Source organism: Microbispora sp. CSR-4 (genome assembly GCF_008033685.1).
Lineage (GTDB): Bacteria > Actinomycetota > Actinomycetes > Streptosporangiales > Streptosporangiaceae > Microbispora.
On the sequence record NZ_VJVX01000024.1, the window covers coordinates 60,442 to 76,561 of the forward strand.

At 71.8% G+C, this 16,120-nt stretch carries 14 protein-coding genes; 10 read left to right on the plus strand and 4 right to left on the minus strand.

Annotated elements, in window-relative coordinates:
- Positions 1–21 precede the first annotated feature (21 nt).
- From FLV34_RS19105 to FLV34_RS19130, 5 genes are all read left to right on the plus strand, one after another.
- Complete coding sequence (locus FLV34_RS19105) at positions 22–864, plus strand: NAD-dependent epimerase/dehydratase family protein (RefSeq protein ID WP_142646688.1); 843 nt, start codon at positions 22–24, stop codon at positions 862–864.
- A 451-nt stretch (positions 865–1,315) separates the two neighbouring features.
- On the plus strand, positions 1,316–1,630 hold the full coding sequence (gene groES / locus FLV34_RS19110) for a co-chaperone GroES (RefSeq protein ID WP_111699864.1): 315 nt from the start codon (positions 1,316–1,318) through the stop codon (positions 1,628–1,630).
- Positions 1,631–1,697: 67 nt separating this feature from the next.
- Positions 1,698–3,323 (plus strand): chaperonin GroEL, encoded by a 1,626-nt coding sequence (gene groL / locus FLV34_RS19115; RefSeq protein ID WP_142646687.1) that lies wholly within the window; start codon positions 1,698–1,700, stop codon positions 3,321–3,323.
- Between the two features lie 343 nt (positions 3,324–3,666).
- Positions 3,667–4,293, plus strand: coding sequence for a sigma-70 family RNA polymerase sigma factor (locus FLV34_RS19125; protein WP_142563086.1), 627 nt, complete (start codon positions 3,667–3,669; stop codon positions 4,291–4,293).
- The gene (locus FLV34_RS19130) at positions 4,290–4,505 is read left to right on the plus strand and encodes a hypothetical protein (protein ID WP_142646685.1); all 216 of its coding nucleotides are present in this window, start codon (positions 4,290–4,292) and stop codon (positions 4,503–4,505) included. The genes FLV34_RS19125 and FLV34_RS19130 overlap by 4 nt, the downstream gene beginning before the upstream one ends.
- On the opposite strand, the gene FLV34_RS19135 is transcribed toward FLV34_RS19130, so the two are convergent.
- A complete protein-coding gene (locus FLV34_RS19135; RefSeq protein ID WP_030508386.1) occupies positions 4,466–4,843 on the minus strand; it encodes a DUF5319 domain-containing protein in 378 nt (125 codons plus the stop codon). The genes FLV34_RS19130 and FLV34_RS19135 overlap by 40 nt on opposite strands.
- 94 nt (positions 4,844–4,937) lie before the next feature.
- On the minus strand, positions 4,938–5,942 hold the full coding sequence (locus FLV34_RS19140) for a helix-turn-helix domain-containing protein (RefSeq protein ID WP_142646684.1): 1,005 nt from the start codon (positions 5,940–5,942) through the stop codon (positions 4,938–4,940).
- A gap of 613 nt (positions 5,943–6,555) precedes the next feature.
- On the opposite strand from FLV34_RS19140, the gene guaB reads away from it, so the two are divergent.
- Positions 6,556–8,037: an IMP dehydrogenase gene (gene guaB, locus FLV34_RS19145; RefSeq protein WP_142646683.1), complete on the plus strand. Its 1,482-nt coding sequence runs from the start codon at positions 6,556–6,558 to the stop codon at positions 8,035–8,037.
- A gap of 33 nt (positions 8,038–8,070) precedes the next feature.
- Positions 8,071–9,189 carry a GuaB3 family IMP dehydrogenase-related protein gene (locus tag FLV34_RS19150; protein WP_185948944.1) on the plus strand — a complete coding sequence of 373 codons (1,119 nt, stop codon included), beginning with the start codon at positions 8,071–8,073 and terminating at the stop codon, positions 9,187–9,189.
- A gap of 58 nt (positions 9,190–9,247) precedes the next feature.
- Here FLV34_RS19150 and nagA read toward each other — a convergent pair whose 3' ends face one another.
- On the minus strand, positions 9,248–10,393 hold the full coding sequence (gene nagA, locus FLV34_RS19155; protein WP_142646682.1) for an N-acetylglucosamine-6-phosphate deacetylase: 1,146 nt from the start codon (positions 10,391–10,393) through the stop codon (positions 9,248–9,250).
- A gap of 106 nt (positions 10,394–10,499) precedes the next feature.
- On the opposite strand from nagA, the gene FLV34_RS19160 reads away from it, so the two are divergent.
- Positions 10,500–11,228, plus strand: a complete 729-nt coding sequence (locus tag FLV34_RS19160; protein WP_221889888.1) for a class I SAM-dependent methyltransferase — start codon at positions 10,500–10,502, stop codon at positions 11,226–11,228.
- Positions 11,229–11,348: 120 nt separating this feature from the next.
- Positions 11,349–13,109 carry a glycerol-3-phosphate dehydrogenase/oxidase gene (locus tag FLV34_RS19165; protein ID WP_142646681.1) on the plus strand — a complete coding sequence of 587 codons (1,761 nt, stop codon included), beginning with the start codon at positions 11,349–11,351 and terminating at the stop codon, positions 13,107–13,109.
- Here FLV34_RS19165 and FLV34_RS19170 read toward each other — a convergent pair.
- Positions 13,102–15,051 (minus strand): beta-propeller domain-containing protein, encoded by a 1,950-nt coding sequence (locus FLV34_RS19170; protein ID WP_147943712.1) that lies wholly within the window; start codon positions 15,049–15,051, stop codon positions 13,102–13,104. The genes FLV34_RS19165 and FLV34_RS19170 overlap by 8 nt on opposite strands.
- A gap of 50 nt (positions 15,052–15,101) precedes the next feature.
- Here FLV34_RS19170 and mtnA point away from each other — a divergent pair, with 50 nt between their 5' ends.
- Entirely contained in the window at positions 15,102–16,118 is a 1,017-nt protein-coding gene (mtnA, locus tag FLV34_RS19175) for an S-methyl-5-thioribose-1-phosphate isomerase (protein ID WP_147943713.1), read from the plus strand.
- The last annotated feature ends 2 nt before the right edge of the window (positions 16,119–16,120 follow it).

A 16,120-nucleotide genomic window follows, 5' to 3' on the forward strand; every position in this document is an offset into this window, starting at 1 on the left:
CAAAATGTTAGAGGTGGAAAAATGAAGGTCCTGGTGCTGGGCGCGACCGGCTACATCGGTTCGGTGCTGACGGAGCGGCTCGCCGAGCGCGGCCACGAGGCGGTCGCGCTCGTACGGCCGAAGGCCCGCGACACCGCCGTTCCTGGCGAGGTGCGCCATGGCGACCTGTACGAACCCGAGACCCTCAAGAGCGCGGTGACGCCGGACATCGACGTCGTCGTGCACTCCGCCAACCCCACCGGTGACGAGCAGGTGGACGTCGCGGCGATCGAGGCGCTGGCCGGAGGGGGCGCGCGGCTCGTCTACATCAGCGGCGTCTGGGTGCTCGGCGCCACCACCGAGGCGGCGGGCGAGGACGCGCCGGTGAACCCCATCACCCCCTCCCGCTATCGCCCGCGGGTGGAACGGCTCGTGCTCGACGCGGGCGGCGTCGTCGTGAGGCCCGGCATCGTGTACGGCCGGGGCGTCGGCATCCCCACCCTGCTCACCGCCCCCGGGCAGGAGGACGGCCGCTATGTCCACGCGGGCGGCCCGGCGCCCACCTGGGCGACCGTGCACGTCGACGACCTGGCGGACCTGCTCGTGCTCGCGATCGAGAAGGCGGCGCCGGGGAGCCTTTTCCACGCCGTCGCCGAGGAGGCGGTGAGCGTCGCCGACGTGGCGGCGGCCGCGGGCCGTACGGGGAAGGCCGTGCCGTGGCCGATCGACGAGGCGGGTGAGGTGCTCGGGCGTCCCTTCGCCGAGGGGCTGGCCCTGAGCCAGGTGGTGAGCGGCGACCTGGCCAGGAAGGTCCTCGGCTGGAGGCCGAGCCGCCCCGGCCTCCTGGACGACGTCCGCTCCGGGTCGTACGCCTCGCGCGCCTGACCGTCCCCGCGGCCCGCGCCCTGTCCCCGCGTCCCGCGCCCTGTCCCCGCGCCCCGCGCCCCGCGCCCTGTCCCCGCGACCTGGCCCGCCGCCTGTCGCCGCGACTCCCCGCGACCTGTCCGCGCAACGTGGCCCCGCCGCCTGTGCCGGCAACCCGGCCCGCCGTCGCGCCTCCCGCGGCCTGTCCCTGCTGAGAGGCGCCGGTCCGCCGGAAGCGGGCGGCGGTGACGCCGGCGCGGCGGACGGGGCATAACCTCGGGAGCGTCGCCACCGGATGCGTCTGACCTGCGATGCCGGTTCGTGTTGACTGTCACGCGCCACTTGCATACTGTTTCGTGTTGGCACTCTGCCATTGAGAGTGCCAACAGCGACGAGACAGGTCTGACACCCGCGACGGCAGGCCGCTGGTCGCCTCTTCAGCTCATTCATCGCAATCTGAAGGGGAGGTCCGATCGTGACGACCGCCACCAAGGTTCCCGTTAAGCCGCTTGGCGACCGCATCGTGGTCCAGCCGCTTGAGGCCGAGCAGACCACCGCCTCCGGCCTGGTCATCCCGGACACCGCCAAGGAGAAGCCGCAGGAGGGCCGTGTCCTCGCTGTGGGCCCGGGCAACTGGGACGAGGACGGCGAGAAGCGCATCCCGCTCGACGTCAAGGAGGGCGACGTCGTCCTCTACAGCAAGTACGGCGGCACCGAGGTCAAGTACGGCGGCGAGGAGTACCTGGTGCTCTCGGCCCGCGACGTGCTCGCCATCATCGAGAAGTAGGCCGCGCCGGCTTGTGGAGCCCCGGGACCTTGCGCCCGGGGCTCCGCGCGCTCACAAGGAGACCTGAATGCCGAAGATCCTGGAGTTCGAAGAGGACGCGCGGCGCGCTCTCGAGCGTGGTGTGAACGCTCTCGCCGACGCCGTCAAGGTGACGCTCGGCCCCCGCGGCCGCAATGTCGTCATCGACAAGAAGTTCGGTGCGCCGACGATCACGAACGACGGTGTGACCATCGCTCGCGAGGTCGAGCTGGACAAGCCGTACGAGAACCTGGGCGCCCAGCTCGCCAAGGAAGTCGCCACCAAGACCAACGACATCGCGGGCGACGGCACCACCACCGCGACCGTCCTGGCCCAGGCCATGGTCCGCGAGGGCCTGCGCAACGTGGCCGCCGGCGCGCAGCCGCTCGGGCTCAAGCGCGGCATCGACAAGGCCGCCCAGGCGGTCAGCGAGCGCCTGCTCAGCAGCGCCCGCCACGTCGAGGACAAGAAGGAGATCGCCAACGTCGCGACGATCTCCGCGCAGGACGCGAAGATCGGCGGCCTGATCGCCGAGGCGTTCGACAAGGTGGGCAAGGACGGTGTCATCACCGTCGAGGAGTCCAACGCGATGGGCCTGGAGCTGGAGTTCACCGAGGGCCTCCAGTTCGACAAGGGCTACCTGTCGCACTACATGGTGACCGACTCCGAGCGCATGGAGGCGGTCCTCGAGGACCCGTACATCCTCATCACCCAGGGCAAGATCTCCTCCATCGCGGACTTCCTGCCGCTGCTGGAGAAGGTCGCCCAGACCAAGCGCCAGCTGCTGGTCATCGCCGAGGACGTCGAGGGCGAGGCCCTGGCCGTCCTGGTGACCAACAAGATCCGCGGCACCTTCACGTCCGTCGCCGTCAAGGCCCCGGGCTTCGGCGACCGCCGCAAGGCCATGCTGCAGGACATCGCGATCCTCACCGGCGGCCAGGTCGTCAGCGAGGAGGTCGGCCTCAAGCTGGAGCACGTCGGCCTCGAGGTGCTCGGCACGGCCCGCCGCGTCGTGGTCAACAAGGACACCACGACGATCGTGGACGGCGCCGGCGACGCCCAGGCGATCGAGGACCGCATCCGCGAGATCAAGGTCGCGATCGAGCAGTCCGACTCCGACTGGGACCGCGAGAAGCTCCAGGAGCGTCTCGCGAAGCTGGCCGGCGGCGTGTGCGTGCTGCGCGTCGGCGCCGCCACCGAGGTGGAGCTGAAGGAGAAGAAGCACCGCCTCGAGGACGCGATCTCCGCGACCCGCGCCGCGATCGAGGAGGGCATCGTCTCCGGCGGTGGCTCCGCGCTCGTGCACGTGTCCAAGGAGCTCGACGACCTGGGCCTGACCGGCGACGAGGCCACCGGTGTCTCGATCGTCCGCAAGGCGCTGATCGAGCCCGCCCGCTGGATCGCCGAGAACGCGGGCCTGGAGGGTTACGTCGTCACCACCAAGATCGCCGAGTTGAACGCGGGTGAGGGCCTCAACGCCGCCACCGGCGAGTACGGCGACCTGGTGGGCCAGGGCGTCATCGACCCCGTCAAGGTGACCCGTTCGGCCGTGCAGAACGCCGCGTCCATCGCCGGCATGCTGCTCACGACCGAGGCCCTCGTCGTGGACAAGCCCGAGGAGGAGGCTCCGGCCGCCAACGGCGGCCACGGCCACGGCCACGGTCACGGCCACTGATCCCGCGCCTTCCGCGCCTCGCGCCCCGCGCCCGCCCGCAAGGGCGGACCGCGGGGCGCGCTGCTTTTCCGCCCCGTGCCCCCCGTGCCCGCCCCGTGCCCGCCCCCTGCCCGCCGTGTCGCGGGACGGGCCGCCGGGGACGAAGCCGCCTCGCGGGCAATGCGAACGACGCACGCTTCTTTTTCCCTGTCAAGTCGTCCGGCGTATATCCCGCGTTTTGGGCTTTCTGGTTGGAATGTTCCAACGGACGAGTGATCACATGATTACGGCGTGTTATCGACGCGTCAATGTGACCAATCCGTAGCCATTAACCATGACGACATGAACGATCGCGGCGGGCATCATGCCTAACGTGACCGAGGGATGCGTCGCCGACGCCGTAACTGGGGTAAGGCTTGCGACGAGATCGGATGAGCCCGACCTCAGGGAACTGACCAGCCTTGCCGTACAGGGAGATCGCACCGCGATCGAATCACTGCTGGGACATTTACGCCCGATGGTGGTTCGCTACTGCAGAGCCCGACTGGGCAGGGTGTCCGGTCAATACCACATCGCCGACGACGTGGCCCAGGAGGTGTGCATCGCGGTGCTGTCGGCACTGCCGCGCTACCGCGACATGGGCCGCCCGTTCGCCTCGTTCGTCTTCGGCATCGCCTCCCACAAGGTGGCCGACGCGCTGCGCAGCTCGGTGCGCTCGGCCGTGCCGACGCAGGACCTGCCGGACGGGCCCGACGAGGGACCGGGACCGGAGGAGACGGTCGTGCGCTACATCGAGGCGCAGCACGCCCGCGATCTGCTCGCCCGGCTCCCGGACACGCAGCGCGAGCTCCTCATCCTGCGGGTGGTGTCGGGCCTGTCGGCCGAAGAGACGGGTAATGTACTCGGCATGTCACCAGGTGCCGTCCGGGTCGCGCAGCATCGTGCGCTCGCCAGGCTCCGGCAACTGGCCGAGCTGGAGTCGATTGCGTGACCACGAAACGTCGTCGTACGGCTCGCCACCTCGGGTCGTACGGCGATGCCGATGTGGAGGGCGAAGTACTGAGGACCGATGCCCTCCTCGACGCGCTGGCCCGCCGTGAGCTGGTGGGCGGCGCGGACGCCGCCATCCGCTTGCTCGGCGCGCTCGTCGTCGACGTGGACAGTCAGCGGCTCTCCTCCGTGTCGATCACACCGTCCACATAGCCCCGGGCGTACTCCCAGCTGACGTAGTCGGCCGGGTCGGGCTGGTAGGCCGGCTCGTGGACCTGCGGCCGGCCGTTGTCGATCATCTGGCGCAGGTTGCCGCGCAGCAGGTCCCAGTCGAAGTAGTGCTGTTCCCCGCACTCCGGGCAGTCGAGGACGAGACCGAGCACGCCCTGGGGTTCGAGCAGGGAACGGAAGACCTCCACGTCGGCGAGATCGGTCAGCGCCTCGTCGCGTTCGGCGAGCGTCAGCGGCTCCACGTCATCGGGCGCTCCAAGCTCCGCCGCGGGGTCGTTGGGGTCATCCGCGAACGGGTCGCGGGGGACGTCTTCCAGCACGCATCCCACCTTATGACCACGGCCCCCTCCACGAGCGAAAGAGCGCCCCATCTGCTGGTCGGGCCGTGATCCGGCCGTGATCCTGGAGGTGGTCTCACAGCCAGCCGCGGCGGGCCGCCTCCACTCCGGCGTGGAAACGGGACTGGGCCCCAAGCTCCGACATCGCCTCGGCGAACCTGGCCCGCACCGTGCGTACGGAGACGCCGAGGTGGCGGGCGATGGCGTCGTCGGACAGGCCGCGCGCGGCCAGCCGCAGCACCTGCTGGGCGTTGTTGCGCGGGAAGATCGGCGCGGCCCGGGCCCACAGCTCCTCGAACAGCGCCCGCAGCGCCCCCACCGCCACCGGGGCGTGGACCAGGTAGCAGTTGTAGGAGTGCTCGGGCAGCGGGACGCCCCACTCGGCGGGCAGCCCGGCGGTGCCCTCGCCGAGCGCGAAGAACCAGCTCGGCACCGTGTCGAGGGCGCGCAGCCCCGCGCCCGCCGCCGAGAACCGCGCGCACACCTGCCGCATGGCGGGCTCGGACACGGCGTCGAGCGCGACGACCATCCGCGGGCGCAGGATGCCGTCCGCGGCGGCCTGGATCCACTGGCCGACGAATCCGTCGGCGAACCTGGCCATGGTGCGGCGGTCGGGCACGGCCATGACCAGCTCGGCGGGGGGCGCCTGCAAAGCGAGGCCGATCACGCTCTCCCAGAGCTCGTCGGCGCCGCTCAGCGGCTCGACCGAGAACCGCCCGCTGTGCCAGTCGTGGCCCGCGTCGTAGTGATGGGTCAGGCGGCCGGCCGCCGCGAGCACCTCGTCGATCTGGCGGGTCTCCCGGGCCATGCGGTCGAGCCGTTCGGCCACCAGCCGTCCGATCGTCGCGACCGGATGCCGGGCGAGGAACTCCTCGCGCCGCCGGTTGACCGCGCCGAGCCGTACGAGCCCGTCCAGGGCGTCGAGAACGTCCTCTGCGGGCCGGTCGACGGCCTCGGCCAGCTCGGTCAGCGTGGCGCGGTGCAGCCGCAGCATGGCCGTGTAGAGGGCCGCCTGGTCGGGGGAGAGCCCGAGGCTCTCGAACGGGTCGGCCTGGGAGGCGGGGTTGCGCGTCGTACTCATGCTCGCTCCGTCGGTGGTCACACTGGTCGCGCGGCGCCCGTGGCACCGCACTGGTCGCGCCGCACTGATGGTGCCGTGCCGGTCGCGGCGTGCCGATCGCGTCGTACGCGTTGATCCACACGCTGATTGGCCGGGCGAAAACGTTTTCCGGCCTCCGGTGCGCCGACTTCCGCCGCACCCCCCTCGCTCTTGGATCGCGAGAATAGCTCGGATATCGCACGCTGTCCGCACTGTTCCCACATTTGGCACGGCCGACGGTGGCGGCTTTTGTATGGACGTGAGGGTTCGCATTTGTTTCCGGCACAGTTCCGGGAGACGGGAAATGCATCTTTGTGCAGTTGCACGTTACGCCCTTGCGCATAGACGCTGCGTGACGCATTCTTGACCCAGCGTTAGCCGGGAACGCCGCGTCTGCCGGGCGCGGAGGGGGGCTCGACGGGCGTGGCGGGCACGACGCGGGGAAGTGGGGGGACCGGAAGCCGGTCCCCCCACTTTTTGTGCCCTCCCTCTTGACAGGTCGGCCGGAAGCGGTTTGGGGCGCCCACTAGACTGACCTCGGGTCTGGCGAGGGACCTACGCGCGAGGGACCCACAGCGCAGGAGGGGTGCAGCAGATGGCCAAGTTCACCGAACCGGGACTCACGTTCGACGACGTGCTCCTCGTTCCCGCCTATTCGGACCTGCAGCCGGGGGACGCGGACACGACGACCCGGCTGTCCCGCACCATCACGCTGCGCATCCCGCTGGTGTCGGCCGCGATGGACACGGTCACCGAGGCGCGTATGGCGGTCGCCATGGCGCGGCAGGGCGGCATCGGCATCCTGCACCGCAACCTCTCGATCGAGGAGCAGGCGCAGCAGGTCGACCTGGTCAAGCGGTCGGAGGCGGGGATGGTGACCAACCCCGTCACCTGCTCTCCCGAGGACACCCTCGCCGACGTCGAGCGGCTGTGCGCGACCTACCGGATCTCCGGGGTCCCGGTGACCGACGCGGACGGCGTGCTCGTGGGCATCGTCACCAACCGCGACATGCGCTTCGAGAGCGACCAGAGCCGGGCCGTACGCGATGTCATGACCCCGATGCCGCTGGTGACGGCGCCGGTCGGGGTGGACCGCGACGAGGCGTTCCGGCTGCTGCGGCAGAACAAGGTCGAGAAGCTCCCCCTCGTGGACGAGGCCGGCCGCCTCCAGGGCCTCATCACGGTCAAGGACTTCACCAAGAGCGAGCAGTATCCGATCGCGACCAAGGACGCCGACGGCCGCCTGATGGTCGGCGCGGCGGTCGGCGTCGCCGGCGACGCCGAGGAGCGCGCCATGACGCTGATCGAGGCGGGCGCGGACGTCATCGTCGTCGACACCGCGCACGGGCACTCGCGCGGCGTGGCCGACATGGTCGCCAAGATCAAGGCCAACGGCCGGGTGGACGTCATCGGCGGCAACGTCGCCACCCGCGCGGGCGCGCAGGCGCTGGTCGACGCGGGCGCCGACGCGGTCAAGGTGGGCGTCGGGCCGGGCTCGATCTGCACCACCCGGGTCGTCGCGGGCGTGGGCGCCCCGCAGCTCACCGCCATCTACGAGGCCGCGCTGGCGTGCGGCCCGGCCGGCGTGCCGGTCATCGGCGACGGCGGCCTGCAATACTCGGGCGACATCGCAAAGGCGCTGGCCGCCGGGGCCGACACGGTCATGCTCGGCTCGCTGCTGGCCGGCTGCGAGGAGTCGCCCGGCGAGCTGATCTTCATCAACGGCAAGCAGTTCAAGTCCTACCGGGGCATGGGGTCGCTCGGCGCGGTGCGCAACCGCGAGCGCGGCGGCGCGTCGTTCAGCAAGGACAGGTACGCGCAGGCCGACGTGTCCGGGGAGGACAAGTACATCCCCGAGGGCATCGAGGGGCAGGTGCCCTACCGCGGCCCGGTCGCGGCGGTGGCCCACCAGCTCGTCGGCGGCCTGCGGCAGGGCATGTGGTACACCGGCTCCCGGACGATCGAGGAGCTGCACGAGAAGGCGCAGCTCATGCCGATCACGGCGGCCGGGCTCAAGGAGAGCCACCCGCATGACATCCAGATGACGGTCGAGGCTCCGAACTACCACGGTCGATAACTCGTACCGGAAGAAACGGAAAGAACAGGCGATATGACACAGGTGGAGATCGGGCGCGGCAAGAGCGGGCGGCGTGCCTACGCGCTGGACGAGATCGGCATCGTGCCCTCCCGGCGCACCCGTGACCCGGAGGAGGTGTCGATCTCCTGGCAGATCGACGCCTACCGGTTCGACTCTCCGCTCGTGGCGAGCCCGATGGACAGCGTCGTGTCGCCGCAGACCGCCATCGAGATCGGGCGCCTGGGCGGCCTCGGCGTGCTCGACCTCGAAGGGCTGTGGACCCGCTACGAGGACCCGGCGCCGCTCCTCGAGGAGGTCGCCGCCCTCGACCAGGAGGCCGCGACCCGGCGGCTGCAGGAGATCTACACCGCGCCGATCAAGGACGAGCTGATCGGCCGGCGCATCGAGGAGATCCGCGCGGCCGGTGTCACGACCGCCGTACGGCTGTCGCCGCAGCGCACCGTGCAGCACCACAAGGCCGTGATCGACGCGGGCGTGGACATCTTCGTGATCCGCGGCACGACGGTCTCCGCCGAGCACGTGTCGGGCCGGGCCGAGCCGCTCAACCTCAAGCAGTTCATCTACGAGCTCGACGTCCCGGTGATCGTGGGCGGCTGCGCGACCTACACGGCGGCGCTGCACCTCATGCGCACCGGCGCGGCGGGCGTGCTGGTCGGCTTCGGCGGCGGCGCCTCGCACACCACCCGCAACGTGCTGGGCGTGGTCGTGCCGATGGCCACCGCGATCTCCGACGTGGCCGCGGCCCGCCGCGACTACATGGACGAGTCGGGCGGCCGGTATGTCCACGTCATCGCCGACGGCGGCATGGGCGGCTCCGGCGACATCGCCAAGGCGATCGCCTGCGGCGCCGACGCCGTGATGGTGGGCTCGCCGCTCGCGCGGGCCTCCGAGGCCCCCGGCCGCGGGTTCCACTGGGGCTCCGAGGCCCACCACCCCGAGCTGCCGCGCGGCAAGCGGGTGGAGTTCGGCACGATCGGCACGCTGCGGGAGATCCTGCACGGCCCGTCGTCGCTGGCCGACGGCTCGATGAACCTGCTCGGCGCGCTGCGCCGCACGATGGCCACCGCCGGCTACTCCGACCTCAAGGAGTTCCAGCGCGTCGAGGTCGTCGTCGCCCCGCCGCAGCGCTGAACCATGACCTGGAGAGGGCCGGGCCCGGCGGGCCCGGCCTTCGGCTTCTCCCGGCCGGTCAGGGGTGGCGGATCCAGGCGCCGCGCTTCATCACGCCGCCGACGCCCAGGTCGTCGTCGAGCACCACGAGGTCGGCGTACTTGCCGACCGTGATCGAGCCGATCTCGCCGTCCAGCCCGAGGACGCGGGCGGGGGTGAGCGAGGCCATCAGCGCGGTGTCGACGAGCGAGCGCCCGACCTCCCGCACGGTGCGGCGGAAGGCCACGTCCATCGTGAGCGTGCTGCCGGCGATCGGGCCGCCTCCGGGAGCGTCGGAGGCGATCCTGGCCACCCCGTCCACGACGTCGACGGTCATCGGGCCGAGCGGGTAGCGCCCGTCGCCCATGCCGGTCGCCGCCATCGCGTCGGTGACCAGGGCCGTACGGTCCGCACCCGCGGCGTGCATGGCCAGGCGCAGCATCGCCGGATGTACGTGGACGCCGTCGTTGATCAGCTCGACGGTCACCCGCTCGTCCTGGAGCAGGGCGGCGATCGGCCCGGGCGCGCGGTGGCCGAGCGGCGGCAGCGCGTTGTAGAGGTGGGTGGCCACGGTGGCCCCGGCGTCGATCCCCTCGATCGTCTGCTCGTACGTCGCGTCGCTGTGGCCCAGCGCGGCGACGACGCCCTCGGCGGCGGCCTCCCTGATCACGTCGAGCGCGTTCGGCAGCTCGGGCGCGATCGTCAGCATCCGCACGTGGCCCCGCCCGGCCTTCACCAGCGCCCGGAACTCCGCCACGTCGGGCTCGCGCAGCAGCGTGGGCTCGTGCGCGCCGCAGCGCGATCTGGCGATGTAGGGCCCCTCGAAGTGGATGCCGGCGAGCAGGCCCTCCTCGCACAGGTCGGCGAGCGTCGCGGCGGTCCGCGCGAGCGTGTCGGGCGCGGCGGTGACGAGGCTCGCCATGAGGGTGGTCGAGCCGCGGCCGAGGTGGAAGGCCGCGACCGCGGCGGCGGTCTCCGGGTCGCCGTCCGGGAAGCTGCCGCCTGCACCGCCGTGGCTGTGGATGTCGACGAAGCCGGGGACGACGGTGCGCCCGCCCAGGCCGAGCCCGTCGCGCGGGGCCTGCCCGCGCCCGATGTGGGTGATCCTGCCGTCCTCGATGGTGAGCCAGCCGTCGTGGACGCCGTCGGGAGTGACGATGCGGGCATCGGAGAGAGTCACGCTCATGCCGCCATCCTCCCGCGTCCGGCCCGTGCACGCGGCTCCGGGTCCGGCGGCTCCCGCCGCGCACGGGCCCTGTACACGACGGGTGCGTCGGCGGTAAGAACCAACGGTGATCGATTCGCGTACGAACTATGGTGTGGACGCGCCCGGCGTGCTGGCCGGACTGATCCTCGGCGGCGTCGCCGAGCTGGCCTTCGCCGCCGTGCTCTTCGGGATCGGCTGGCCGATCCCGGCCGTCGTGCTCCTCGTGGGCGGGATCATGCTGGTGGCGGGGGGCGCGGTGTTCGCGCACACCACTCTTCGCGGCAAGTTCGCGGTCTGGGACGCCGAGCTCGACCGGCTCGGCCTGAAGGGGGACGAGCGGGTCCTCGACCTCGGATGCGGCCGCGGCCTGGTGCTGCTCAAGGCCGCGGCGCGGCTGTCGTCGGGCAAGGCCACCGGCATCGACCTGTGGTCGACGAAAGACCAGTCGGGCAACAGCCAGGACGCCACCTGGGCCAACGCGCGGGCGGAGGGGGTCGCCGACCGGGTCGACCTGGTCACCGGGGACATGCGCGACCTCCCGTTCGACGACGGCGCGTTCGACCTCGTCGTCTCCAGCCTCGCGATCCACAACATCCCCCAGGAGGAGGGCCGCGCGGAGGCGGTGCGCGAGGCGTTCCGCGTGCTCAGGCCCGGCGGCCTGCTGCGGATCGCCGACTTCCGCAACGCCCGGCAGTACGCCGAGGTGCTCACGGAGTGCGGCGCCGCCGACGTCGAGGTCTACGACCTCGGCTGGCGCTTCTGGTACGGCGGGCCGCACGCCCGTACGTCGATGGTCGCCTGCCGGCGTCCCTGAGACGTGTTCACCGACTATTAAGCAGATCCTTGGGAAAGGCGACGGAAAAGATGGATTCGCGGGCGACTACTCACGGGTAGATTTACCCGGACGAGGCGAAAGCGGTACAGAAGGAGCCATATGACGGCGAGGATGGGGACGGCGAGGCTCGGTCCGGCAGAACGTACCGCCGCCCTGGCGCGGATGCAGGCGCAGGAACTCGACGTGGTCGTGATCGGCGGCGGCGTGGTCGGCGCCGGCGTCGCGCTCGACGCCGCGACCCGCGGGCTCTCGGTGGGCCTGGTCGAGGCGCGCGATTTCGCCTCCGGCACGTCGTCCCGGTCATCCAAGCTCATCCACGGTGGCCTGCGCTATCTGGAGCAGCTCAACTTCGACCTCGTCAGGGAGGCCCTGCGGGAACGGTCGCTGCTGCTCAAGCGGATCGCGCCGCACCTGGTCAGGCCGGTGCCGTTCCTGTATCCGCTCACGCACACGGGCTGGGAGCGGCCGTACATCGGGGCGGGCCTCGTGCTCTACGACACGCTCGGGCTGTCCCCCGGCCTCACCCGGGGCGTGCCGGGACACCGCCACCTGACCCGCCGCCAGGCGCTGCGGGTCGTCCCCTCGCTGCGCAGGTCGGCCTTCACCGGCGCCGTGCAGTATTGGGACGCCCAGGTCGACGACGCCCGCTTCGTGATGACCACGCTGCGTACCGCCGCCACGTACGGCGCGCACGTCGCCTCGCGGGTGCAGGCGATCGGCTTCCTGCGGGAGGGGGAGCGGGTCACCGGGGTGCGCGTGTGCGACCTGGAGAACGGCGCGGAGTTCGACGTGCGGGCCCGCCAGGTCGTCAACGCGACCGGCGTGTGGACCGACGACATCCAGCAGCTCGTCGGCGGGCGCGGGCAGATCCACGTGCGGGCGTCCAAGGGCATCCACCTCGTGGTGCCGCGCGACCGCATCCACTCGCTCAGCGGGCTCATCATGCGCACCGAGAAGTCGGTGCTGTTCGTCATCCCGTGGGGCAGGCACTGGATCATCGGGACGACCGACACCCGCTGGAACCTCGACAAGGCCCACCCCGCCGCCTCGCGGGCGGACATCGACTATCTGCTCGACCGGGTCAACTCGGTGCTCTCGGTGCCCCTGACCAGGGACGACGTCGAGGGCGTGTACGCCGGGCTGCGCCCGCTGCTGGCCGGGGAGTCCGAGGAGACCTCCAAGCTCTCGCGCGAGCACGTCGTCACCCACCCCGTGCCGGGCCTGGTCATGGTGGCCGGCGGCAAGTTCACGACATATCGGGTCATGGCCGCCGACGCCGTCGACGCGGTCGCGCACGGCCTCGACCAGCGCGTGCCGAAGTCCTGCACCGACCAGGTGCCGCTCGCCGGCGCGGAGGGCTACCAGGCCCTGTGGAACTCCCGCCACCGCATGGCGCGCGCCTCCGGGCTGCACGTGGCCAGGATCGAGCACCTGCTGGAGAGGTACGGCTCGCTGATCGACGAGGTGCTGGCGCTCATCGAGGCCGATCCCTCGCTCGGGCGTCCCCTCGACGGCGCGGACGACTACCTGCGCGCGGAGATCGTGTACGCGGCGACGCATGAGGGCGCCCGGCACCTCAACGACGCGCTGACGCGGCGCACCCGCATCTCGATCGAGACCTTCCACCGGGGGACCGCGGTCGCCCAGGAGGCCGCCGAGCTCATGGCGGGTCCGCTCGGCTGGGACGCCGACCACGTCAAGCGCGAGGTCGAGTACTACACGAAGCGGGTCGAGGCGGAGCGGGCCTCCCAGGAGCAGGACACCGACCAGGAGGCGGACGCGATCCGCCTCGGCGCGCCGGAGATCGTCCCCGTCGCGCCCCCGCGCGACCTCGCGGAGGCGCCGGGCAACGTCAGCTGAAGGGGATCCACGCGCGGTCGGCCAGCGTGGCGGCGTCGCTGACCTTGAGGCCGGCGTCGGACACGGTCCACAGGTCGTCGCCGATGACCAGGGAACGGCGGATGCCCGGGTCGGCGGGGGCGAAGCCGCCCGTGGAGCGGGACCGCGGGTGGCTCACGACGCCCAGCGTGGTGATCTCCCGGTCGCCGACGCGCAGCGCGAGCGCCGCGCTGCCCGAGATCCCGCCGCCGGACCAGTTCTGGAGCGGGAGCACGGCCAGCCCGGTGGCGGGCCAGAAGAGGAAGGCGTGCGGGTCCCACTCGGCCTCCGAGCCGGACTTCTTCTGGTGGAACCGCGACAGCACTGTGGGCGCGGCCGGGTCGGAGACGTCGAACAGCGAGATCTGCGTGCCGAGTGCGCGGCCCTCCGCGCTCGCCTCCTGGCCGACGCCGATGAGCCGTCCCTCGCCCGCCGGGTGGAGATAGGCGGAAAAGCCGGTGATCTTCAGCTCGCCGGTGACCTTCGGCGCGGCCGGGTCGCGCAGGTCGAGCGTGTAGAGGGGATCGGTCTGGCGGAACGTCACCACGTAGCCGAGGCCGTCCATGAACCGCACCGAGTAGATCCGCTCGCCCCTGCCGAGGCCGGTGACCGAGCCGGTCTGCGTGAGCGTGCCGGCGTCGAGCACGTGCACGCCGCTCTCGCTCGTGGCCGCGCCGGACACCTCGGCGCCGCTGGTCGTCGCCACCCGCAGGTGACCGTCGTACTCCGACAGGGAGTATTGGTTGAGCAGCCGTCCCGGCACCGATCCCGACGCGACGTAGCGCGGGGTGCCGGGGGCCGAGACGTCGAAGCGGTGCACCTCCGTGCGCTCGGGCGGCACGTTCGGCGTGGGCGCGGCGGCCGACGACCCGGGCGCCGGCAGCACGTCGATCGGGCGGGCGTCCCACCAGCGGGGATTGCTGGTGACGTAGAGACTGCTCGCCGTGCCATAGACGGTGTCGCCGTCGGCCGCGACCGCGATCGGCGTGAGCGCGCCGAACGGCGTGGCGGCGGCCAGGTCGATCGTGTGGATGGTCAGCATCGAAGTGCCGGTGAACTCGTCGGGGTGGCTGACCCGGTCGCAGCCGACCCGCTCGGTGCGGTGCACGCCGCCCGACTCGACGTCGTACGACGGCAGCCAGGCGTCGCCGGGAGCGGACAGCACGGCCTTGCGGTTGCCGTCGAGCAGGTCCTTCTCAGACGCGTCGGGCTTCGCGGGCGGGAAGGCGATCTCCGGCTGGGACCGGACGACGAGCCGCACCACGGAGCCGGTCTGCCGGGCGTCGACGTGCTGCCCGTGCACGGTCATCGCGCCGAGGACGCGCGGCTCGCCGGACAGGTCGACGAGCACGTATCTCGGGCCACCGGGGCCGACCCGGGCCCGGTCCGACGCCCCGAACGGGATGATCCCGCCGCCCTCGAACAGCACGAGCGCACGGTCGCCGTGGACGAGCAGGTCGGCCTGGGCCCACAACTGGTCATCGGCGACGAGCCGCAGCGTCCCGGTGACCTTCCGGGTCGTCGCGTCCACGACGCGCAGCACACCCTGGTTGACCGTGATCACCCGGTCGCCGTCGGTCTTGACCAGGTCGGGCTCGTCCACACCCGCCTCGTGCGTGTTCGTGGTCGAGTGCGGCTGCTGCCCGTACTGCTGCTCGGGTATCGCTCGCTTCGCCGTGGCGACGTCGTCGGCCGCGTAGAGCATGTTCCCCGCGAAGCCCCATGAGGTGACGTTCCGTGCGGCCGCCTGCCGCAGCCCCTCCGTCATCTCGTCGCAGCCGGCGTACGCGACAAGCCGTACGCGTCCGGTGAGGTCCGCCGGAGCAGGAGGGAGATCCTGGGTCGTACGGCCCCCCGCGCAGCCCGTGGCTCCCATGCCCAGCAGCACGGCGAGGGCGACCGCCGTACGAATCGATGTCCTCATGCCCCCACGACGGATCGCCGCCGGGGGTGGTTCACGGGCAGGATGGTGGCATGTCGGAGAAAGACCCGTATGCCGAAAACCCGGTCATCGCCTGGCGGGAGGGCGGCATCGTCGCCATCGACCAGACGCTGCTGCCGGACGAGGTGCGGCTGCTGAGGATCGACACGGTCGACGACCTCGTGGACGCCGTCGTCCGCCTGGCCGTGCGCGGCGCCCCGACGCTCGGCGCCGCCGGGGCGCTGGGTGTGGCCCTGGCGGCCCACCAGGCGCGGCGGTCGGGATGGAGCGCCTCCCGGCTGAAGGCGGAGATCGGACGCATCAGGGACGCCCGCCCCACGGCGGTGAACCTCCGGGTCGGCGTGGAGGAGGTGGTCCCCGCCCTCGCGGACGGGCCCGAGGCGGCCGAGCGGGCCGCCGTCGCCGTGGTGGACCGCATCGCGGCGGCGAACCGGCGGATCGGCGAACGCGGCGCCGACTTCCTGGTGGAGGCGTGCGGACGTAGGCCCCTGCGCATCCACACGCACTGCAACACCGGCGCCCTGGCCTGCGTGGAGTGGGGCACCGGGCTCGGCGTCATCCGCTCGCTGCACGAGAGGGGCCTGCTCGACCAGGTCATCGTCGACGAGACCCGGCCGCTGCTGCAGGGATCACGCCTCACCTGCTGGGAGCTCGACCTGGTGGGCATCGACTATCGGGTCGTCTGCGACGGCGCAGGGCCGTTCGCGCTGCAGCAGGGGCTGGCCGACGCGGTGGTCGTCGGCGCCGACCGGGTGGCCGCGAACGGCGACGTCGCCAACAAGATCGGCACCTACGGCCTGGCCCTCGCGGCGGACCGGGCCGGCGTCCCGTTCGTCGTCGCCGCGCCCGAGTCGACCATCGACCCGGCGACGGAGACCGGCGCGTCCATCGTGGTGGAGCACCGCGCAGAGGAGGAGGTGACCCATTTCCGGGGGATTCGCGTCACCCCCGCCGGGGCCCGGGCGCTGAACTACGCCTTCGACGTCACTCCGGCCGACCTCGTCAGCGCGGTGGTGACGGAGGACCGCGTCTGGACGCCCCGCTCATGACC

What these genes read in the sequence shown, in the direction of transcription:
- FLV34_RS19105 (WP_142646688.1), top strand. Translation starts at nt 22, where the DNA reads ATGAAGGTCCTGGTGCTGGGCGCGACCGGCTACATCGGTTCGGTGCTG.
- groL (WP_142646687.1), top strand. Translation starts at nt 1,698, where the DNA reads ATGCCGAAGATCCTGGAGTTCGAAGAGGACGCGCGGCGCGCTCTCGAG.
- FLV34_RS19125 (WP_142563086.1), top strand. Translation starts at nt 3,667, where the DNA reads ATGCCTAACGTGACCGAGGGATGCGTCGCCGACGCCGTAACTGGGGTA.
- FLV34_RS19140 (WP_142646684.1), bottom strand. Translation starts at nt 5,942, where the DNA reads ATGAGTACGACGCGCAACCCCGCCTCCCAGGCCGACCCGTTCGAGAGC.
- guaB (WP_142646683.1), top strand. Translation starts at nt 6,556, where the DNA reads ATGGCCAAGTTCACCGAACCGGGACTCACGTTCGACGACGTGCTCCTC.
- FLV34_RS19150 (WP_185948944.1), top strand. Translation starts at nt 8,071, where the DNA reads ATGACACAGGTGGAGATCGGGCGCGGCAAGAGCGGGCGGCGTGCCTAC.
- nagA (WP_142646682.1), bottom strand. Translation starts at nt 10,393, where the DNA reads ATGAGCGTGACTCTCTCCGATGCCCGCATCGTCACTCCCGACGGCGTC.
- FLV34_RS19165 (WP_142646681.1), top strand. Translation starts at nt 11,349, where the DNA reads ATGACGGCGAGGATGGGGACGGCGAGGCTCGGTCCGGCAGAACGTACC.
- FLV34_RS19170 (WP_147943712.1), bottom strand. Translation starts at nt 15,051, where the DNA reads ATGAGGACATCGATTCGTACGGCGGTCGCCCTCGCCGTGCTGCTGGGC.
- mtnA (WP_147943713.1), top strand. Translation starts at nt 15,102, where the DNA reads ATGTCGGAGAAAGACCCGTATGCCGAAAACCCGGTCATCGCCTGGCGG.